11 protein-coding genes, 2 tRNA genes, 1 rRNA gene and 1 pseudogene are annotated in these 21818 nt (G+C 58.7%); 2 read left to right on the top strand and 13 right to left on the bottom strand.

Features of this window, described 5'->3' with window-relative positions:
* Positions 1-43 precede the first annotated feature (43 nt).
* The 8 genes from OEG79_RS09310 to OEG79_RS09275 all read right to left on the bottom strand — a co-directional run bounded on the left by OEG79_RS09310 (position 44) and on the right by OEG79_RS09275 (position 13505).
* Positions 44-119, bottom strand: a tRNA-Ala gene (locus tag OEG79_RS09310).
* A 20-nt stretch (positions 120-139) separates the two neighbouring features.
* Positions 140-216, bottom strand: a tRNA-Ile gene (locus tag OEG79_RS09305).
* Positions 217-304: 88 nt separating this feature from the next.
* Positions 305-1840 (bottom strand): 16S ribosomal RNA (locus OEG79_RS09300).
* Positions 1841-2407: 567 nt separating this feature from the next.
* Positions 2408-4438 carry an exodeoxyribonuclease V subunit alpha gene (recD, locus tag OEG79_RS09295; protein WP_264148443.1) on the bottom strand — a complete coding sequence of 677 codons (2031 nt, stop codon included), beginning with the start codon at positions 4436-4438 and terminating at the stop codon, positions 2408-2410.
* Positions 4435-8061 carry an exodeoxyribonuclease V subunit beta gene (gene recB / locus OEG79_RS09290; RefSeq protein WP_264148442.1) on the bottom strand — a complete coding sequence of 1209 codons (3627 nt, stop codon included), beginning with the start codon at positions 8059-8061 and terminating at the stop codon, positions 4435-4437. Before recB ends, recD begins: the two co-directional genes overlap by 4 nt.
* A complete protein-coding gene (gene recC, locus OEG79_RS09285; RefSeq protein ID WP_264148441.1) occupies positions 8058-11471 on the bottom strand; it encodes an exodeoxyribonuclease V subunit gamma in 3414 nt (1137 codons plus the stop codon). The genes recB and recC overlap by 4 nt, the downstream gene beginning before the upstream one ends.
* Before the next feature lie 59 nt (positions 11472-11530).
* Positions 11531-12283 carry a response regulator gene (locus OEG79_RS09280; RefSeq protein WP_264148440.1) on the bottom strand — a complete coding sequence of 251 codons (753 nt, stop codon included), beginning with the start codon at positions 12281-12283 and terminating at the stop codon, positions 11531-11533.
* 68 nt (positions 12284-12351) lie between these two features.
* A protein-coding gene (locus OEG79_RS09275) for an IS3 family transposase (protein ID WP_264148439.1) occupies positions 12352-13505 on the bottom strand; the annotation gives its coding sequence in 2 pieces (ribosomal slippage) (positions 12352-13259 and positions 13259-13505; 1155 coding nt in all).
* A 644-nt stretch (positions 13506-14149) separates the two neighbouring features.
* Here OEG79_RS09275 and OEG79_RS09270 point away from each other — a divergent pair.
* Together OEG79_RS09270 and OEG79_RS09265 are read left to right on the top strand one after the other, a co-directional pair.
* The gene (locus OEG79_RS09270) at positions 14150-14416 is read left to right on the top strand and encodes a DUF2939 domain-containing protein (RefSeq protein WP_264148438.1); all 267 of its coding nucleotides are present in this window, start codon (positions 14150-14152) and stop codon (positions 14414-14416) included.
* 49 nt (positions 14417-14465) lie between these two features.
* Positions 14466-15634, top strand: a protein-coding gene (locus tag OEG79_RS09265) for an IS3 family transposase (protein ID WP_264145293.1) whose coding sequence is annotated in 2 segments (ribosomal slippage) — positions 14466-14727 and positions 14727-15634 — 1170 coding nt in all. Because the reading frame shifts where the segments join, the coding sequence is not laid out codon by codon here.
* Positions 15635-15637: 3 nt separating this feature from the next.
* Here OEG79_RS09265 and OEG79_RS09260 read toward each other — a convergent pair.
* The 5 genes and pseudogenes from OEG79_RS09260 to dndB all read right to left on the bottom strand — a co-directional run bounded on the left by OEG79_RS09260 (position 15638) and on the right by dndB (position 21780).
* Positions 15638-16716 (bottom strand): annotated as a pseudogene (locus OEG79_RS09260) (IS630 family transposase).
* Positions 16717-16825: 109 nt separating this feature from the next.
* On the bottom strand, positions 16826-17170 hold the full coding sequence (locus OEG79_RS09255; protein ID WP_264148437.1) for a DndE family protein: 345 nt from the start codon (positions 17168-17170) through the stop codon (positions 16826-16828).
* A gap of 22 nt (positions 17171-17192) precedes the next feature.
* On the bottom strand, positions 17193-19187 hold the full coding sequence (gene dndD / locus OEG79_RS09250) for a DNA sulfur modification protein DndD (protein ID WP_264148436.1): 1995 nt from the start codon (positions 19185-19187) through the stop codon (positions 17193-17195).
* Positions 19187-20704, bottom strand: coding sequence for a DNA phosphorothioation system sulfurtransferase DndC (dndC, locus tag OEG79_RS09245; RefSeq protein ID WP_264148435.1), 1518 nt, complete (start codon positions 20702-20704; stop codon positions 19187-19189). The genes dndD and dndC overlap by 1 nt, the downstream gene beginning before the upstream one ends.
* Complete coding sequence (dndB, locus tag OEG79_RS09240) at positions 20701-21780, bottom strand: DNA sulfur modification protein DndB (RefSeq protein ID WP_264148434.1); 1080 nt, start codon at positions 21778-21780, stop codon at positions 20701-20703. Before dndB ends, dndC begins: the two co-directional genes overlap by 4 nt.
* Between the last annotated feature and the right edge of the window lie 38 nt (positions 21781-21818).

Below are 21818 nucleotides of genomic sequence, written 5' to 3'. Positions count from 1 at the left end.
CCCTGAAGCGCTCATTTCTGAACTCTCTACGATCATGCTGTAATGGTGGAGCCAAGCGGGATCGAACCGCTGACCTCCTGCGTGCAAAGCAGGCGCTCTCCCAGCTGAGCTATGGCCCCGTAAGCATCTGCACCTGAATTGGTAGGTCTGGGCAGATTTGAACTGCCGACCTCACCCTTATCAGGGGTGCGCTCTAACCAACTGAGCTACAGACCTATAACAGGGTCGCCGCGTTACAGCATCGTCTTCTACAGTGAATCAAGCAATTCGTGTGGGAACTTATGAAGAAGCTGATGTCTTCGATTAAGGAGGTGATCCAGCCGCAGGTTCCCCTACGGCTACCTTGTTACGACTTCACCCCAGTCATGAATCACTCCGTGGTAACCGTCCCCCCGAAGGTTAGACTAGCTACTTCTGGAGCAACCCACTCCCATGGTGTGACGGGCGGTGTGTACAAGGCCCGGGAACGTATTCACCGTGACATTCTGATTCACGATTACTAGCGATTCCGACTTCACGCAGTCGAGTTGCAGACTGCGATCCGGACTACGATCGGTTTTATGGGATTAGCTCCACCTCGCGGCTTGGCAACCCTTTGTACCGACCATTGTAGCACGTGTGTAGCCCTGGCCGTAAGGGCCATGATGACTTGACGTCATCCCCACCTTCCTCCGGTTTGTCACCGGCAGTCTCCTTAGAGTGCCCACCCGAGGTGCTGGTAACTAAGGACAAGGGTTGCGCTCGTTACGGGACTTAACCCAACATCTCACGACACGAGCTGACGACAGCCATGCAGCACCTGTGTCTGAGCTCCCGAAGGCACCAATCCATCTCTGGAAAGTTCTCAGCATGTCAAGGCCAGGTAAGGTTCTTCGCGTTGCTTCGAATTAAACCACATGCTCCACCGCTTGTGCGGGCCCCCGTCAATTCATTTGAGTTTTAACCTTGCGGCCGTACTCCCCAGGCGGTCAACTTAATGCGTTAGCTGCGCCACTAAGATCTCAAGGATCCCAACGGCTAGTTGACATCGTTTACGGCGTGGACTACCAGGGTATCTAATCCTGTTTGCTCCCCACGCTTTCGCACCTCAGTGTCAGTATCAGTCCAGGTAGTCGCCTTCGCCACTGGTGTTCCTTCCTATATCTACGCATTTCACCGCTACACAGGAAATTCCACTACCCTCTACCGTACTCTAGCTCAGCAGTTTTGAAAGCAGTTCCCAGGTTGAGCCCGGGGATTTCACTTCCAACTTACTGAACCACCTACGCGCGCTTTACGCCCAGTAATTCCGATTAACGCTTGCACCCTTCGTATTACCGCGGCTGCTGGCACGAAGTTAGCCGGTGCTTATTCTGTCGGTAACGTCAAAATTGCACGGTATTAACGTACAACCCTTCCTCCCAACTTAAAGTGCTTTACAATCCGAAGACCTTCTTCACACACGCGGCATGGCTGGATCAGGCTTTCGCCCATTGTCCAATATTCCCCACTGCTGCCTCCCGTAGGAGTCTGGACCGTGTCTCAGTTCCAGTGTGACTGATCATCCTCTCAGACCAGTTACGGATCGTCGCCTTGGTGAGCCATTACCTCACCAACTAGCTAATCCGACCTAGGCTCATCTGATAGCGCAAGGCCCGAAGGTCCCCTGCTTTCTCCCGTAGGACGTACGCGGTATTAGCGTTCCTTTCGGAACGTTATCCCCCACTACCAGGCAGATTCCTAGGCATTACTCACCCGTCCGCCGCTAAATCCAGGAGCAAGCTCCCTTCATCCGCTCGACTTGCATGTGTTAGGCCTGCCGCCAGCGTTCAATCTGAGCCATGATCAAACTCTTCAGTTCAATACTGCTTGGGTTTTGAGAAAACCCTAAACTTGGCTCAGCAATCGCAAATAAACTCTCGAATTCACGAGTGTTACTTGTGATGCTGATAATCAGTCGACTATCAGTCTTACCTCACAAGCACCCACACGAATTGCTTGATTCAGTTGTTAAAGAGCAGTTGGTCAAGCCTTTCGTCTCAACCGAGGCCGCGCATTCTACAGCAGCCTTTCAATCTGTCAAGCTGTTTTTCGATCTTGTTTCCGAGGAAACTTCTTTCTACTCAACCACTTGCGCTTTCGATCAGAACTTCTTCTCTCCAGCGGGATGCGCATTCTACAGCGTTCAAAACCGCTGTCAACCACCTCTTTTCTACCGCTTTCGATCCATTCGACCGAACCACCAACAGGATCAAACCACCACCCTGTCGGCCGGCGCGCATTCTACACGCCAGATCCAGCTTTGCAAACCCTTCATTTAACTTAACTTATTGATTAACAAGAAGTTTTTGAAGCGCTTCATCACTGAAGTGGCGCGCATTCTACATCCAGCAGAATGCGCGTCAAGCTTTAATTGCAGTTTCATTACTCACAGCGCTTCGAGCGCCTCACGCAGACCGCTACGCCGTTCCACACGTCGCTGTACAGCTTGCTCGAAGATGCCTGCTCGGCTTTCAATCAAGCTGAACCAGTGGCGGGCCCGAGTGATGCCGGTATAGACCAGTTCCTTGGTCAGCACAGGATTGAGGCTATCGGGCAGAATCAGCGCGCAATGGGCGAACTCCGACCCCTGCGACTTGTGCACGGTCATGGCGAAAACCGTCTCCATTGCACTCAGACGGCTGGGCAGGATATGGCGCAAGGCGCCGCTGCCATCATTCCGTGGAAACACCACGCGCAACACCTGCCGTACAGGCGCGCCCGGGAAATCGGGCGGCTCCGGCAGGCGCAGAGCGATACCGATATCGCCATTCATCAAGCCGAGGCTGTAATCATTACGCGTCACCAGCACGGGGCGACCTTCGTACCAGCCATGAGCCTGTTCGAGCAGGCCACGATGTACCAGCGCCTGAGCGATACGCTCATTGAGCGCCTCAACACCCCAGGGCCCCTTGCGCACAGCGCACAGCAACCGGAACTGATCGAATGCCGCCAGAACATTACTGGCCCATCCATCCCAGGCCTGGGAATCGGCTTCGAGGGCAGGACGCTCCATCTGCATCACCTGCAGATAGCGCGCGTATCCCTGAGGATGAGGCTCGCTACCGCCTCGCCCATCTATCAGCAGTCGCTGCAGCGCACGATCCTGCTCACCAGTTAGACGCAGAACATGCAGATCATCCGCTCCTGCGGCCAGGGTCCCACGAGCCGCCTGCGCATCGCCCTGGTTCACCGAACGCGCCAAGCGCCCGATACCCGACCCACTGCCGAAGCGGCGTGAGTGACGCAGCATGACGATATGCTGCGCCAGAGCTTTGTCACCGGGCACCAGCGTCGGATCGTCAAGTCGCTCACCGGTCTGACTTTCCAGCCAGGTTCTCGTTGTAGCGCTATAGCCACCGCTTTCCGCCTCTCGACAGAGATCGCCCAATACCGCACCGGCCTCAACGGACGCGAGCTGATCCTTGTCGCCCAGCACAATCAAACGCGCATGCGATGGTAGTGCGTCCAGCAGGCTGGACATCATTTCGAGGTCGATCATCGACGCTTCGTCCACCACCAGCACATCCAGAGGTAAAGGGTTGGCAGCATCGTGACGGAAATGACGACTGCCAGGACGACTTCCCAACAAGCGATGCAGTGTCGTCACCAGCGTCGGAATCTGCTCACGCACGCGCTCGTCCAGCGCCAGGGATTGCACTTGCGCACCGATCGATTCGGTAAGCCGCGCGGCAGCCTTGCCGGTAGGCGCCGCCAGGCTAAGGCGCAGCGGCTCACCGACAGCCATGGCGGCTTCCTGCAATAACGCCAGAAGACGCACCACCGTGGTCGTCTTGCCGGTTCCAGGCCCGCCAGTGATCAGCGTGAAGCGTCCCTGGGCAGCCATGGCACATGCCAGCTTCTGCCAATCAGTCTGGCGCTGACCGTCCACCACCAGAGCGTCAGGGAAAAGTGAAGCCAGGCGCGTGGCCAGATCGCTCGGGGCTGCGGCCCCTGTCCGCAGGCGCTGGGCGATATGGCCGGCTACCTGACGCTCATAGTCCCAGTAGCGCCTCATATATAGACGAGCGCCACTGAGGACCAGAGGCGCGCCCGCGGATTCCAGCAGCAAGCTGCCGGCACAGGCGCCCAGCCAGGAATCCAGGTCGATTCCGGCCAGCACCTGCGACGGCAGGATCATCGCTTCTTGCGCGTCCTCGCCCTCCGGCGGCATGGACAGGGCGAAATCCGGATTGTCCAGCGTGGCGGCCAAATCCAGGCAGACATGTCCCTGGCCCAACTGGTGGCTGGCCAATGCGGCGCCAAGCAACAGCAAGGGCGAGGCCTCCGGGTCCAGCTCGGCGAACAACTGCGCCAGCGCGCGATCCAGCTCACGCAGCCAGCCACGGTCACTCCATGTAGAGAGCAGGGCGAAGAGTTCGGCGCGGTCACACAGCGCCGGCGCAAGCATCGTACTCATGCTGCGCCCTCCCCGGCTTCACCCAGAAACAGCGCATCCAGCCGCTCGATCAGCTGACGAGGCGGCCGCGCCAAATAAGAGCCCCGCTGCGGTGCGCGCAGGAACAGGTAGAGCGCGCCCCCGACGTGCCGGTCATAGTCGTAGTCCGGCAGACGCAGACGCAGTTGGCGATGCAGCGCCAGTACATAAAGTACGTATTGCAGGTCATAGCGATGGCTGGCGATGGCAGCTTCCATCGCTTCACGGGTGTAGGCGCTGTCGTCGCTGCCCAGCCAGTTGGACTTGTAATCCGCCACGTAGTAACGCCCCTGATGCTCGAAGACCAGATCGATGAAACCCTTGAACATGCCGTTGAGGGTGTCGGCGCGCAGCGGCTGCCTGGCGATACCCGGCAACTCGTGCTGCTGCACCGACTGATCCAGCAACCTGACGTCCACGCCGCGCGCTTCGAACCAGAACTCCAGTTCCGGTTGGTACTGCGTCAGTTGCGTCAGCACGACAGCCTCCGCATTCAGCGCGAGCGGCTGGGTCAGCAACCCCAGCAGCCACTGCTGCAAGGGATCGATCCAGCTTTCCAGACCGCGCCGCTGACAACGCCTGGCCAGCGCCTCGCGCAGCCTTGGCGGGTCCTGTGCCAGGTTCGCAAAACCTTCCTGCGCCGCCATTTCCAGCAAACCGTGCAGGAAGGTGCCCGGATTGGGACCGCGCGGGAAACGATGCAACCCCTGAGCGGATGCCGGTAGTGGGGTCAGAGCCAGCGACGGATCCTCATCGTCGATGGCGTTCTGCATCGCCGGACTGTCGGGTGCTGCGTCCTCGTGGCGACTGACCTGGCCAGGTGCGTCCTCGTCCAGGCGCAATGCACTGTAGGAGGCAATCCACCAATGTTCGGCTGCGCGTCGGACAGGTGTACGCCAGCGCGGCTCGAACTGGCCATCCTCGATCACGCAGTAGCGCTGCTCGCTGGCCGGTGGCACTGGCGCCACGACACTTTCCAGTCCCGCAGAAAAAGGTTCCAGCCAGGTTTCGAGCTGTTTGCTCGAGGCCAGCGATACACCGCCCCCCAGCAGGTAACCCAGCGCCGACTCATGCAGGCGCGACTTCTTGCCGTTGCCGATCTTCAGATCCGCCACCCCCAACCAGCAGGCATGGCGAGCGCGGGTCAGGGCCACATAGAGCAGGCGCAAGTCTTCGCCCAGGCGCTCACGCTCGGCGCGCTGCAGACTGTCCTGATCGGCCTTGAGGACCAGCCGGCGACGTTCGCCGTCATGAATCTGCAGCGATTTCTTGTCATCCACCGGGCGGAAGGCGCAGATGAATGGCAGGAAAACCAGGGGATACTCCAGGCCCTTGGATTTGTGAATGGTCACCACACGCACCAGAGCCTCGTCACTCTCCAGACGCAATACCTGCTCATCGGCTGCCTGCCCCGCGCCGGCCAGCAGCTCGCCCAGGTGACGAATCAGCGCCAGCTCGCCATCGAGCTCGGCGGCGGCCTGTTGCAGCAGTTCGGCCAGGTGCAGAAGGTTGGTCAGCACGCGCTCGCCGTCGTCACGCCCCATCAGCCGTTGCGGCAGGTCGAAGTCCTGCAGCAGCTGACGCAGCATCGGCAGCACGCCCTGCCGCTGCCAGCGCTGGCGGTAGTCGCGGAACTGCATGACGCGGCGCTCCCAGGTGCGCTCGTCGAGGTTGAGCTGCTCCAGATCGGCCAGCTCCAGCCCCAGCGTCGCACTGGCCAGCGCCGCACGCAGGGGGCGATCCTGATCCGGCTCGGCACAGGCACGCAGCCACAGCAGCAGGTCACGCGCTTCCTGGGCGGCGAATACCGAATCCTTGTCGGAGAGGTAGACGCTGCGCACACCACGCGCGGCCAGCTCGCCGCGAATAGCCTGCGCTTCATTGAAGTCGCGCACCAGAACTGCAATATCGCTGGGCCGCAGAGCCCTCAATGCCCCCTCTTTGCCAAAACCGGCCTGACCTCGTTGTCCCAGATCCAGCAGACGCACGATCTCGCTGGCGGCACCGGCCGCCATGGCTTCCAGATAGGCGCCCTTGGCAACCGGCTCATCGCTCGCCAGTTGCCACACGGTCAGTGCTGGCTGCGCCTGGCCGTCGACACTCCAGACCTCGCGTCGACCTTGCGCCCCGACTTCGATGAACGGCAGATCGTCACGCAGCAGGAACGCCCCTTCTCCACCCTCGCGCTGCTCGGCACGCAGGAAAACGCCGTTGACGGCATCGACCATCGCCTGGCTGGAGCGGAAGTTCTTCTCCAGGTTGTAATGCCGGCCGGCTGTCGCCCGACGTGCACGCAGGTAGGTGTGGATGTCGGCACCACGGAAGGAATAGATGGCCTGTTTGGGGTCACCGATCATAAACAGGCCGCAGTCGTCGCGATTGACCTCGACCTCGTAGAGCGTATCGAAGATGCGGTACTGCAGCGGGTCGGTGTCCTGGAATTCATCGATCATCGCCACCGGGAACTGACGACGGATCACCTCGGCAAGGCGCGGGCCATTGCTGCCTTGCAGGGCTGCATCCAGGCGCACCAGCATGTCGTCGAAGCCCATCTCCGCACGCTGGCGTTTCTCCCAGTCGAAGCGCTGGCGTACCCAGGCTGCGGCATGGCGCAAAGCCGCATCAGCAGGGTCAGGCAGCGCATCAAGCTGCGCCTTGAGCAATGCCATGGCTTCCAGGGCAGGATGACCAGGTGGCTCACCCTTCCAGGCTTCGGCCAGGCCATCGGGGGTCAGACGAGTGAACCCTGTCCCCAGGTCGAGACGCGGCTCTTCGCTGCTGGCCCACTCGCGCAACCTTGCCAGCCAGGGGTTATAGAAGCGCGCCTGGATTTTCTTGCCGTCTACCTGCTTGGCCGCCACGGCGGCATCCAGCAACTGCTGCAGCTCGTCGGCCCATGCCCGCCAGGGAGATTTGAGTTCGGCAAGCGCCTGCTCGCGCTGATGCAATGCGCCGTTGAGCAACTCGCCCAGTGACGAGGACGCAATCTCACCCTCCTCCCCCAGCAATGGTCGTAGCTTCACCCCAAGCCCGTTGGGTGTTCCCCAGACGTTCGCAACCCATTGCAGTGCAGTGTCCTGCAACGGATAACAGTGCTGCCGCCAGTAATCACGCACCACTTCGGCCAGCAGCTCGCTGTGATCGGTCTCCAGGGTCTGGCTGAAAAGGCTGCCACTGTCGAAGGCATGCTCTCGCAGCATGCGCTGGCACCAGCCGTGGATGGTGGACACGGCCGCCTCGTCCATCCACTGCGCGGCCAGCTCGAGGCGGCGGGCGCACTCGTCCCACTGCGTTTGCGCGAAATCCCCGCGCAGCTCACGTAGCAGCTCGTCACCCTGAGCATCGCCGCGGAATACGCTTGCGGCCTCGACCAGACGCGCACGAATCCGGTCGCGCAGTTCACGCGTGGCCGCATCAGTGAACGTCACCACCAGAATCTGTGGCGGCAGCAGCGCCTCGCGAAACGCAGCATCACCTCCATGACCGAGGATCAAGCGCAGGTAAAGTGCGGAAATGGTGAAGGTCTTGCCCGTTCCGGCACTGGCCTCGATCAGACGACTGCCGTGCAAGGGGAACGTCAGGGCCAGAGGTCGCTGTTGACTCATGCTGCAACCTCCTCGAGCGCTTGCGGTTGGCTGTCGAGCAGTGGCTGGTAGAGCCGCTCGCTCCAGGCGGGGAACTGGCCATCAGCAGTGAGCGCCGAGTAATCGGGGAACTGCCGCGCCAGACTGGCGCTGCCCCGGACTTCTCCGGTGAGGTTGTAGCCGCCCTCATAAACGCTGCGCGCTTTCTCCTCGTTGTTGTCCTGCAACCAGGCCAACGAGGTCTTCAAGGCCACCGGCAGAGGCGTCTGCATACCGGCATTCCAGGCCTCCAGCCACGCCGCCAGCACAGCAGCGGCATGCTCGGCCGGTACGGGATCGAAAGCCAGGCTACGATCCTCGCCGACCAGCAGCGTGGTCAGCGGCACACCGCAGGCCGCGGCAATGACATGCAGCACGTAAGGCCGCAGCAGGCGATGCCACCTCCAGCTCTTGTCCTTGTGCAGTGCACCGGGCAACAACTCCAGCCGCGCCAGGCTGCCATCGGCCTTCTGCCGCAGTCCGGCAAGCCAGCCGTCAAGCTCAACACCGGCTGCACTGAACAGCAGACGCTGTGGCGATTCCAGGAGAGTAGGCCAGCACAGACAGAGCCCCTGATAACGCCGCAACTGTGCCGGCAAGGGCTCCAACAAGGTGTTGCGATACTGCTCGCCGAAACCGGCCAACGGCAGGACGCCACTGCGTTGCAGGCGGTCGGCTGCAGACCTCAGCGCCTCCTCGACATCTTCGTCAGTCGCCACAGCCGCCTTGAGCAGGGCTTCCTGCAGTTGGTAGCGCTGCAGACCATCGAGGGCAAATGGCTCACTGTCCAGCTGCGCCTGCTCTTCTTCATCGAGAAAAACTTTCAGCCGGCGGGTGAAGAAACACTTCACCGGATCACGCAGGAATGACTGCAACAACTCGGGGGTCAGTTGTCGTCCCTCTTCCCAGGAAGACAAGGGTGCAGCATCCTCACTCGCCGCAGCCTGGCCATGCAGCGCTGCCCATTCACGGGCATAGCTGAACAACTGCGCATCGCCATCGAAGTAACGTCGGCTGAACGGTTGCAAGGGGTGCTCGGTCGTCAGGCCATGCAGCAGGTCACCGCCACCCGCCAGTGTCCAGGCACTGGCCAGATGGTCGCGCAACTGACCGACCAACACGGACGGCGGTCGCTCGCTGTTGTCGCGAATGCTGCGCCCTACCCAGCTGATATACAGACGATCACGCGCCGCCAGCAGTGCTTCCAGCAGCAGATAGCGATCATCCTCGCGACGTGAACGGTCACCGGGTCGGTAATCACCCGCCATCAGATCGAAATCCAGCGGCGCCTGGCTGCGCGGGTAGTCGCCATCATTCATGCCCAGCAGACAGACCTGGCGGAATGGAATCGCGCGCATCGGCATCAGGGTGCAGAAACTCACCGCACCGGCGAGAAAACGCTGGCTCAGCCGCCCCTGATCAAGCCCGCCAAGCCAGGCTTCGCGTACCACCGGCAAGGTCAGCGCTTCGTCCAGCGTGGCAGCCTCGCAAAGCTCCAGCCAGGCATCCAGCGCATCGAGCAGTTGGGTAACCAGAACCTCCTCGCGGTCGTTCTGCGCCTGGAAGAAGTCGCCGAGCAACCCGCGCAGGCGCTCGCCCCACAGCGCAGGCGTGGCGGGTTCACGCAGTTGCTGCACATGTCGCTCGAGGGCTTCCAGCAGTCGCGTTACCGGGCCGATCAGTACGGCATCCAGCCCGCCGATCTCGTCATAGGGTTCGATACCGGCAAAGGCATCGGCTGCACCCACCGCATAGCCCAGCAGCATGCGCCGCAGACCGAAGCGCCAGGTGTTCTGCTCCAGATTCTCGCCAAGGCCGAGCGATTGTCGCTGGCTCGCATCCAGCCCCCAACGCACACCGGCGCCCTCCAGCCAGCGGCGTAACGTGGGCAACTGATCCTCGGCGATGGCAAAGCGCTGACGCAGCGCGGCGACATCCAGCAGATCGAGGATCTCGCTTACGCTGAAGCGGCTCTCCGGCAGGCGCAGCAAATGCTCCAGTGCGATGATCATCGGTTCCTTCCCGCGCAGGCCCTGGTCGGCCAGGGTGAAGGGGATGAAACGCGGGTCGTCGCTGGCAAACTGGCCGAACACGGCCTGGATATGCGGTGCATAGGCGTTGACGTCCGGCACCATGACGATCACGTCGCGCGGTCGCAACGTGGCGTCCTCGCTGAAGCTGGCCAGCAACTGGTCGTGGAGTATCTCCACCTCGCGCTGGGCACTGTGGGCTATGTGAAAACGCAGCGAATGGTCCCTGGCTGGGTCGACGGCAGGCCAGGTGCTGCGAGTCTCCGCCAACGGACGCAGATCGAGAATATCGTTCTGCAGTTGACCAAGCAGGTTGCTTTCACTGGACGGGCTGAACAGGTCGATGCGCTCGAACTGCTCGCGGTAGCGCTGCGGCTCGTCGTACTGATCCAGCAGGTTGATGTAGTCGCGCCCCTGCTTGCCCCAGGCTGCCAGCAGCGGCTGCCCGTGCTGGTGCATGTCCTCCTGCTCGAACAGACCGATCTGCGCGCCCGGCCTGCCCTTGCGCTGCTGGCGACGGTACTCGTGACGCAGCAGGTCCTTGTCTTCGACGATATCCCCCCAGTGGTGCTGACAGGGGTTGTGCACGTAGAGCATGACCTGGCTGAAGCGCGCCATGGCTGCCAACGCCTCGAGCACCTGGGCCGGCAGCGAGGAAATACCGAAAACAGTGATGCGTCGGGGCAGGCCGGGCGGCGGTGCATCAAGCTCGCCGAGGCGGGCGACGAAACGCGGATGCACACCGGCGCGGCTCTCGGCCAGATGCTGCTCGCCAACGTCCGCCAGCAAGGCGCGCCAGAGCGCGGGCTGCCAGCACGAATCACCTTGCAGAACCCGTTCACCGCCGCGAGAGGTGCGCAGGCGATCATGTCCGGCGGCCCAGTCCGCCAGCCAGTCGGCGCGGTAGACCTGGTACTGGTCGAACAGATCAGCCAGGCGTTCGGCCAGCTGGTAGCGCTTGCGCAGGTCCTGATCATCGGCGAGAAAGCGCCGCAACGGAGCGAAGGCCTCTTCTGCCAGCAAGCCCGGCAACAGCCGCATCAGACGCCAGGTCAGCGGCGCCTTGTCCAAGGGAGATTGCTGCGGAATCGCGTCCTTGCCGAGTACGTTGCGATACGCCTGCCAGAGAAAGCGGGCGGGCAGATCGACATCCAGCGCGGCAGCGATGCCACAGCCGTCACGCTCGGCCAGCGCCAGCTTGAGCCACTGGGCAATGCCGTTGCTCTGCACCAGCAAGACTTCGTTCTCCAGGGGCTGCAACGGATAGCGCCGCATCCACTGCACCGCCAGGGCGCGCAGCTCTTCGAGGTGATTGCCGTGAATGACGATGAGACCGGGGGACAGCTCCGGGCTGGCAGACATCGACTGACTCCTGTCGAAAATCGAAGCGCAAGTTTGCCAGTATTTGACGACAAGGTGAGTCACCCTGCAGGCAGGAATAGTGCCTGTAGCGAAACACGCGCCAACGTTTCCTGATCGAATGGCTTGTAAAGCCTGGGCAACCTGAATCCCAACTCCTCAGCCGCTTTGTCGGCGAAGCCCGAGGCGAGGATTACAGGCAATCGGGGATGTGTGGAGCGCAGCTGTTCAGCCAACTGTGTCCCCGTCATACCCGGCATCACCTGATCTGTAATAACCAGGTCAACGATCATTGTTTTCAACGCAGCGACGGCCTCTTCCGCCGAGCTTGCCTGCGAAACGGTCGCCCCGAGATCCTCCAGCATCGCGGTGGTACTGAGTAGCACCAGCGGGTCGTCATCAACCACCAGGACGGATCGATCCTTCAGCTCCATGCCCTGCAACGAGGGTGCAGCGCCATCCGGGTTGCCTGTGGCTGGAGCGTCCACGGCCGGTAGCCAAAGCTCGGCTGTAGTACCCCGACCGGGTTCACTTCTCAGGTGAAGACATCCCCCGGATTGCTCCGCGAGGCCATGAACCATAGAAAGCCCTAGGCCGGTACCTTTACCAGCGCCCTTGGTCGTGAAGAATGGCTCCTTGGCTCGCTGAAGCGTTGCGCTATCCATCCCGGTGCCAGTGTCCGTGATCAGCAGACAGACGTATCGCCCAGGCTTCAGTCCGTCTTCTGCATCGGAAATTTCCCGCTCCACTGCGGCAATCGTGATTACACCGCCACTGGGCATCGCATCCCGCGCATTGACGACCAGGTTCAGCACCGCCATTTCCAACTGGTTCGGGTCAGCGATTGCCGCTGTTAGCAAAAGCGGGAATTGAGTTTCGGGTTCTACCCCATTTCCACGGACGGTTTGAAAAGGGCTGAAAACTTCAGATCTTGCCGGGCGACTCTACGACGCATTCGTGGGTTATGAAACCGCTCGATGTAGTCGAAGAGATCCGCTCGTGCTTCATCACGAGTTCGATATGACTGATGGACAACGCGCTCCCGTTTGAGCTGACCGAAGAAGCCTTCACAGGCAGCGTTGTCGCCGCAGTGCCCGACGGCACTCATGCTGCAAACCAGCGTGTTGCGATTCAGAAAGCGCTGGTAGTCGGCGCTGGTGAATTGGCTGCCGCGATCCGAATGCAGGATCACTGACCAGTCACCCTGGCGCTGCCAGATCGCCATCTCCACCGCTCGAATCACCATCTGCCGATCCTGGCGGTGGTGCATCGACCAACCGATCACCAGCTTGCTGTACAAGTCGAGCACCACGCATAGAAAGAGTTTGCCTTCCTGGGTGGCGATTTCCGTGATGTCCGTGACCCACTTGCGCTCTGGTTCCTGCGCGGTGAAGTCGCGCTCCAGCAGGTTTTTCACGCCTGCTGGACGGCTGCTGGCCACTCTCCCAAAGCCACGCCGCTTCCGGCGTGGCCAGCCTTGAATTTGCTCAGCCGCCATCAGGCGAGCAACGCGATTCAGGCTGACGGTTTCGCCCTCGTCGCGCAGATCCTCGTGCATGCGTGGTGCTCCGATGACACCACGGCTGTCTTCGTGAATCTCACGAATGCGCCTCACCAGGCGCACATTCTCTTGAGCACGTGAGCTTGGCTCGCGATCCTGCCAGGCATAGTAGCCGCTGGCGGAAACCTTCAGGCAACGGCACATCAGGCGTACCGGGTACTCGTTGCGGCAGCGCTGGATCACCGTGTACCGCTCGATGACTCCTTGGCAAAGTACGCTGCCGCGTCTCTTAAAAAATCACGTTCCTTGGTGACCCGGGCCAACTCACGCTTGAGGCGGGCAAGCTCCTCATCTCGCGGACTACCGGTTCCGGGAAAGGCCTTTTCTGTGCCTGGCTGTGCTTCTCGAACCCAGCGTGTGAGCAGGTTCGGAGCCACACCAATCTCCAGGGCCACTTGTCGACAGCTCGCCCCTGAACGACGAACCAACTCGATGGCTTCCCGCTTGAACTCGGGACTGTATTTCTTGCGCTTCATGAACACTCCTTCAGCTCGGTATGAGCTTACTCGAAAGTGTCCGTGTTAACTGGGTAGAACCCGGTATCGCGCGCCGACTTCAAGGCGTACTTCAACCTGCACGATAAGACGGCGGCCAATCAGCTCAAGGAGTTGCTGCTGCTTGGGGTGGTAGAAGCGCCGTCACCCAAGTCTCGCGACCTTTATCCTGGCTTCCCAGTATGGTTCGCTCAACTGCTCTTCCCGGATTTACACCGGCGATTCTAGTATCAGTTTTTTCTTGAGTGCTGATACGGCAACTGCCAAAAACCGTAGCCTGTTGTGTTTCACAGTCCCACTAGGGTGCGCGCATTCGGTAGACCTTTTACGGGGGTAGAGCCTGGGCTGTTCGGCTGCGACCGGCCAGGAGCGGTCAGTCACGAAAGACAGAGTCGACCCCGAGCTGACGCTCGGCAGCATCAATATCGTGTCTCCGATTATTTACCGACTGGGTTGTGGGGCTGGCGAGACCGGCAGAGGTAGATGCGTCGCGCGCTGATCACACAAAAAGATCCCGCTTACTGGCCAGCCAGAACAGATAACGCCAAACTCCGACGTGTGAAGCCGGCGCTGGCTGGTTTTCGATCACAAACTGGATAGCCCCAAAAATGCTTGTGAGGAGCCTGATGAAAAGGAAGTTACTTCTGTCCGTTCTGGGGCTGGTTGCCGTTTCAGTGGGTGGTTTCTACTACTACACGACCACACCAACCTATTCCGTCCTGCAGATCCGCAACGCGGTACAGGACCATGACGTGGCCTTGTTCGAGAAGCATGTTGATGTCGACACGCTCTTCAATCGCCTGATTGACGATGTGATGGCGCAAGCACTCTTCCAGGCCGCTAATGAGGATAACTCCGGTTGGAGCACGCTCGGCAGTGTAGTGGTCTACTAACCCCAGACACCCATTTAGGGCGAGAATGCTCGCCATACAGAGGTGTTCGATGAGCAGACAACGACGTACCTTCACCCCGACTTTCAAGCGAGAGGCTGCCAGCCTGGTGCTCGACCAAGGCTACAGCTGTCCCGAGGCCGCCAGATCTCTCGATGTAGGTGAGAGCTTATTGCGCCGCTGGGTTACCCAGTTGCAGCTGGAGCGCGGGGGCGTTACGCCCACTGCCAAGGCGCTCACACCGGAGCAGCAGACCATTCAGGAGCTTCAGGCCCGTATCAACCGGCTGGAGCTTGAGAAGAAAATATTAAAGGAGGCCACTGCGCTCTTGATGGCCGAGGAACACGGGCGCAGACGTTGAAGTCGATTCGGCAGTTGGTAAAGCACTACCCTGTTCAACTGTTGTGTTCAGTCTTCGAGCTACCCCGGTCTTGTTATTACGCCCACTTGGCCCGGCGGCGTCATATCGATGTCCGCCGAGTGAACCTACGCAGTCGTGTCAACGAGCTGTTCAACCAAAGTCGTGGCTCAGCGGGCAGTCGCAGTCTGGTTGCCATGCTGCGGGATGAAGGCGTTAACGTCGGGCGTTTCAGAGTCAGAAGATTGATGAAGGAACAAGGACTGATCAGCAAACAGCCCGGTTCTCATGCGTACAAGAAGGCCACGGTCGAGCGCCCCGACATTCCCAATGTGCTTGATCGCAAGTTCACCGTGGCTGCGCCAAACAAGGTCTGGTGTGGCGACATCACGTATATCTGGGCAGAGGGTCGATGGAGCTATCTGGCGGCGGTCTTGGACTTGTACAGCCGCAGAGTGGTGGGTTGGGCGATGTCCGCCAAGCCTGATGCGGAACTGGTCGTCAAAGCGCTCGACAGGGCTTACGAGATGCGTGGCAGACCACAAGGCGTGCTGTTTCACAGCGACCAGGGCAGCCAATATGGCAGCCGGGGTTTCCGCCAACGGCTCTGGCGCTATCGGATGATTCAGAGCATGAGCCGAAGGGGAAATTGTTACGACAATTCGCCCATGGAGCGGCTGTTTCGTAGCCTGAAAACGGAGTGGGTGCCGACAGTGGGTTACATGACGACAGCGTTGGCCGAGCAGGACATCGGCCGCTACCTCATGCAGCGGTACAACTGGATAAGGCCGCATCAGCACAACGGCTTCGTACCGCCGGCGGTTGCGGAAGAAAAACTCAATTCTGTGTCCGGGAATTGTTGACCACTACAGTTTGATTGCGGCCAGCTTTGCCCGATGTACCGAGCTGATTATGGATTCGGCGGTTTTGTTCCAGCGAAACGGCTTGGCTGAGTGTTCGTTATGGGCCTCAATGAAACGCCGGATGGCCGCTCGCAGATCCGCCACACTGCTGAACGCGTCCCGATAGATCGCCCGTCGTTCCAGTTGCGCAAACCAGCCCTCCACGGCGTTCAGCCAGGAGGCGCTGGTCGGCGTGAAGTGCAGCTTGAAGCGGGGATGCTTTTCCAGCCACGCCCTGACGGCTGCGGTCTTGTGCGTCGCGCTGTTGTCCAGAATCACATGCAAATCCAGCTCGGCGGGGGTGCTGCGGTCGATCTGCTGCAGGAAGGCCAGGAACTCCTTGGCCCGGTGTCGCTGGGTGATGCGACCGATGACCTGGCCGGTCAGGATGTCAAAGGCGGCATACAGACTGGCCGTGCCGTGGCGCTTGTAGTCATGCGTCCGCCGTTCGATCTGCCCAGGCTTGAGCGGCAGCATGGGCTGGGTGCGATCCAGCGCCTGGATCTGTGTTTTTTCGTCCACCGACAGCACCAGCGCGTTGTCAGGCGGATTCAGGTACAGCCCGACCACATCGACCACTTTGTCGGCGAAATGCGGGTCGTTGCTGATCTTGAAGGTTTTCAGCCGATGGGGCTTGAGGTCGGCGGCCGCCCACACCTGGGCGACTTGCCAGACGGCGACCCCGGCGTACTTGGCCATCAGCCGCAGGCTCCAGTGGGTGGCTTCACGGGGTACCCGCTGGGTCGTCAGGGTCAGAATTTCCTTGATCTTCGCCTCGTCGAGCTTGCGCGGCTGCCCACTGCGCGGCAGATCATTCAGCCCCTCCAGGCCGGCGTCCTGATAGCGCTTGCGCCATTTGAAGACCACTGGCGCGGAGATGTGCAGCTGCTCACTGATCTCCTTGGGGGTCTGGCCGTCGGCCAGTCGCAGCAGAATCCGCGCCCGTTGGGCGAGGCTCTGCGGCAGCGACGTCATGCGCAGCCAGCCCTGCAAGACTCGGCATCGGTCAGCGTTAAAACAAATGGAGCTGCTGGTCGGGCCATATACGCGCTCAATTCATGATGAAAGTGCACGCAGTATATTCAAAAAATAAACGAACTATCCAGACACTCCACTAGATCCCCGCTCAGGATGAAAAGAGGCGGCCCCTCCCTAAACTGAAACACACGGAAAAATGCTCTTTAAGTCAGACAGCTTCTTTAAGTGACCAAGCTTATGCAGCCCGCTGTCGATCAGCGAACGAATCACATCCTGAATGTCACTCTGAACTTCCTGCTCGGCGCAAAATTGGCGAATCAACGCTTCGTACGCTTTTTCATACTCACCAAATAAGACGTCCCGGTTGATGACGTGGGTTTGCTCGGGCTTGCTCTCGTTAATGGACGCAATGCGCGTGTCTTTGAGGGCCAGTGCGATTGCAATCCGTGCCGTTACGTTCGGAGTTAAGCGAATTTTGGTCTGCAGAAACTGCAGCTTGTCCCAGGTTTTCTTACTCAAATGTATGCGCGTTGGAAACATGTCAGCCCGCCTCCCTTATCTTCCAGAAGTATCCTTCACTAGCCCGGGTCGCGCCCTTTTGGGGATCGTATTCGAGCCGATAAGCGCGAGAGATATCCGCCGCAAGATCCTCGTAGAATGACTCGTCGACCTCGGTGTCCGTGGATAGGACAATCATCTGATGACTGGCGGTTGGGAAGTAGCCTTCAATAAGCTTGCTCCGATGACGCGAGTCCAAACGGCCCAGCGGTGTATCAACGATCATCGGCAACTGGCGGCTAGATGTTTTGGCAAGCGCCTCGAGCACCGATATCGCGAAGATCTGCTTTTCACCCGCGGACAGCTCGTCTTTGGCAATAGGGCGACCCGACTCCGACAGGAGCTGAATTTGAAAGGTCGTCGCGTCAATGCGGATCTGCAGTTGCATGTCGTCTTTGCGGGCCAGCTTGGAAAAACGCTCAGCAAACTGAGCTTCAAGGTCCCGGATCTTCGCTTCCGACGTTTGATCCACGAAATTTTTGAGCAATCCACTAATTTTGCCGATGTAATCCAGCATACGTTTCTGATCGCTAGTTTTGGCCGCGTCTTCGTAAAGACGGTCTAGCTTACGTGCTATCTCGACAGCACCTTTAGCAATCTCTCTGCCAGAAGCCTTCAGCTCATCTAGTTTGGCATCCAACCAACCGATTTGTTGCTGCAGGTTTTGTAAGCTCTCGAAATCATCAGCAATCAATCGGTCATCCGGGGCGCGGGCTAGCGCCGCCCCCATCTCATCGAGCGCCGCCTCAACGACTTCCAGGGCCAGAAACATCTGTGCCGAGTCAGTGGCTTGTCTCTGTGCATCTTTAAACATGGACAATAAGCGGCTGGCCTGCATGGGCGTCACGTCATGCAGTATCTCACTAAGCATAGTGTTAGTATTTTGCGCAAGAACAACATCTAACTCCCTAGACACCACTGCCATCGCGTCAGTTGGCAGCACACCTGAAAGTTGCTTACTAAGTTGCTCAGAGTAGCTGCATAGCAGCGCATGTTTCTGATGCGCTGCTTGAGCAGACAAGTCTTGCTCAATTTGAGTTTTGGTTCTCTCGCAAAGGTCTTGGGCCAGGGCCAGAGGGGCAGCATCAGAAATTAGCCCGCTTATCTGTGCGATAAGCGCATCTTTTTGACTCTGCAGCCGACCAAGGTCGGTTTCTAGGTCTTTTCGGGACGCTGAAAAATGGCCGCCCCGACCGTCGATGTTTTTCTGCAGCTGGGCGATGTGACTCTGCACCTCAGAACGTTGAACCATCACCGCATTTATATCCTGGCGAACCTGCTCGATCTGGTGGCGCCTTGCCTCTAGCATTGCTTTTTGAGTGTCAATTTCAGCCTGAATTGTTTCGACCGAAGATCGCTTGGTGATGCTGCGCTTGAGAACCGTTAAGTCTCCGGACAGCCGCTCCACGATATCCAGACCTAACAGTTTTTTGATGGACTGCTCAAGCGCGGCACCTCCAGTGTCATCGGCCAGCTCGGCGATCTTCTCGCCGTCAAAGAAGAACAGGTCGGACACGCCGCTGGGGATCAGCTCATTCAGAAAGTTTTGCGCCTGGTCGTAGGAAAGGCCTTGAATCACCTGACCATCTTGTAGAACGGTTAACGCTTCCTTAACACCCGTCCTTTTCCGCTCCCACTGACGCTTGACCTGATATTGGTTCTCAGTACCCAGCTTTGCGTAGGTAAAAGTTATCTCGACCGACGCCGTATTCGGCGACCGGTTCGTCTCCTTGGAGTGGTGAATCGACTCGAGCAGATAGTTATCGTAGCGCTTTTGCGAAACGGCAGAACCGAGCGAAAGGCGCCCGTACAGAGCTAGACGCACTCCAGACAGGATGCTCGTTTTTCCAGCCCCGTTCAAACCGCCAAACAAAATGATCGGCGGTGTTTTGCCACAGCGCTTAACAGGACTCAAGTCAAAGCTGTTGGTACCTTCGTAAACTCGGAAATTGGTCAGAGTCAAATTTTGTATCAGCATCAGAGTAGGAACTCAGCAAATTCATCTTTAACGTCTTCAACGTGAGACCGTTCGTATTTCCGATACTCAGCGTTGCGCGCGTTGATCACAGAGAGTTCTTCCCAATCCCGTTGAAGAAGGGACTCCAACCGCTCTAATATTCCCCTGCGTTTACCAAGACCGGACACTTCCAGTTCCGCCTCCAGCATCTTTCGAATCAATGCTGCGGGCACGTCATAAGCCTCGGAAAGAAGCTCTAGCGTCTGTGAATCAGCTTTTGTAAACGCTCCGGCATCATCCTCAACCCAATCCAGATCTTCGCCATACACCTCGCGATAGATGCCCGGAAGGGAGTCCGCCCAATCCGGCTCGTTGGGGTCCCGCAGCCATTCACGACGAATCATATGTAGTTCCGGCCGCGTGATCAGTTCCATATCACGCCCCTGCTCCTTAATACTTTTCTCAATCGTCAGCAGCTCCCTGAGAAAGTCTCGACGGGTTTGGAGAAGATAAGGGCCGGGAATATGACGAACCTCCTGCACGCTGTCGTCACTAATGTCGCCGATATTGTAGGAAACGCGCCCCGTACGACGGCGGAAGTTACGATAATGATCGGCATTTTCAGGCTGTCTCGAGCGATAAAGTAGATCTCTAAAGTCAAGCAGCGGTCGCATCCAATCGGCACCAGACTCAATCAACCCATGCAGGGCTTTGTCTTCTGTGACCACGGTGCAGGTCCAACAACCGAATCGACTGTTACCGCAAGAGGGCGTGCTTTTGTCAATGACCAGCGGGCACTCGCCCTGATTCGAACCTTTATAAAGCTCAAACAGCAGCTGATTCGATCCGCCCCACGGACAAGGCGAGCTCATCAGATACATCCATACCTCATCCGCCGACCAGCTTTCGATGGGCATGTAAGTGTATGCGTTCGGCAAAGAGCTGTGCCGGCTCAGCGCAGATCCATCAATCTTGTGTTTGGCTATGACTTGGGCACGCGAGGCACTCTCTTCTGAGCGAGACCCCAGAACCACGACAGCCTCGCCAAACCGAGCAACTTTATCCAGGATGAACCCGCTGACCGGATCGATCTTCATGCGCTCTGTGCACCACCGGAAGGATTGATTGGGCGCCGGGTAGCCCCGGCCCAGCAGATTCACCCAGAAGGTTTGGTCCGTTTTGGGGACAACTTTGTGGGCGCTGATGGGCAGGCCCTCTAGCGTTGCCGACTCATTGATCGTTTCAATGACGGAATTGATCATGTCGACGACCACTGGAGTCTCCACCAAGGTGTCAGAGGAAACCACATAAACGTGCTTGTCTCGCTGCTCAGGGGGAAGCTGTTGCAGGGCGATGTAGACTAGAGACAAGACGCAGGTCGAGTCTTTACCGCCACTGAATCCAATAATCCAAGGACGCTCGTCCGTCACATAGATAGTTTGGATCTCCCGAACCAGATCAACCAAAGGGCGATTTCCCAAACTCATCTCCCGGATCATTTCCAGATGAGTGGGGAACGGAAAGGCGCCATTCGTCATTTTTTCAGAGACTCCTCATATTCCTGTTCGGTGGGAGAAAGCGGAATATCCAGCTGCTGTTTGATGTAATTACCGGTGAGGACGACACTGCTGCGCGCCTTACTTATTCTGCCGTGGTGCATAGCTCGCCCCTCCCATTCCGGGTTGGCTCTTGCCCAATCGATGTTTTGCAGCCCCTTAAGAATATTTGCCCAGACACTCTTAGGTCGCGCGATCAAATCGGCACCGATAAACCCCATGGCCTGAAGCATCACTGCATGGGCATGGACGAATTGTTCTCGTAACTCCGCCGTTGCGACCTTCTTGTTCAGCGCCAGTTGCCAGTCGGGCATGTTGTTCGCCACTTCATTCCAAAAGGTCGCCGCCAGATCGGTTTCGTACGAATCAATCGGGCCATCTTTGCCTTTCGAGAGCAATGCCTTGGAGGCATTTTTAATAGCCGACAGAGTAAAGAGCTTGGTACTGCGATTGGAGATGCTGGATCTCTCCATCTCGGTAAGACGTGAGAAGGCTGAGACGTCCTTGACCATAGTGCGGGCCAATTCTGATAGCGAATCTCGACGGTCATACAGGGTGCTTATGGAGTCACTGGGCCGAACCGCATGCTTGTTCAAATCCGCGAACATTTGCTGGCTGCGCTCCAGGCCCTCATCAATAAAGAAAAGAACGGGAATGTTGTCGTAACCTAGCTCCGGATTCTCTTGGATGGCGTGCTCTATGGCAGCGCGCCGATGCTGCCCATCATTGATGAGAATGCGTGCTTCCATGGGGATCGAAAGAAGCCCCAGACTCTGACCCAGACCGGTGTCGGCACTGGGTTCAAATTTCACTTTAGCGTCTACGGATGCCGTAATAGCGGAAAGTGTATAATCTCCAGTATTATCAAGGAGATAACTCACAATCTCTGGAACACGGGCTCTGTTCAATGTGCGCTGCGCTCTCAGCTCTGGCGGCACCTCATCTTCGTCAAAGACAAAAATTTTGGGGATCAAACGCATAGGGCACATCGCGATATAGCAAGGTCTTCCCGCCTGCATACCCCGGACAGCAGGAAAGCTGTGAAAAAACTCGCTCATCATTTTGCTTTCCATGTTGGAAGTTAAAAATAAATTGG

The organism is Pseudomonas sp. Z8(2022) (genome assembly GCF_025837155.1).
GTDB lineage: Bacteria > Pseudomonadota > Gammaproteobacteria > Pseudomonadales > Pseudomonadaceae > Aquipseudomonas.
This window is presented reverse-complemented; position numbering and strand designations above follow the sequence as displayed.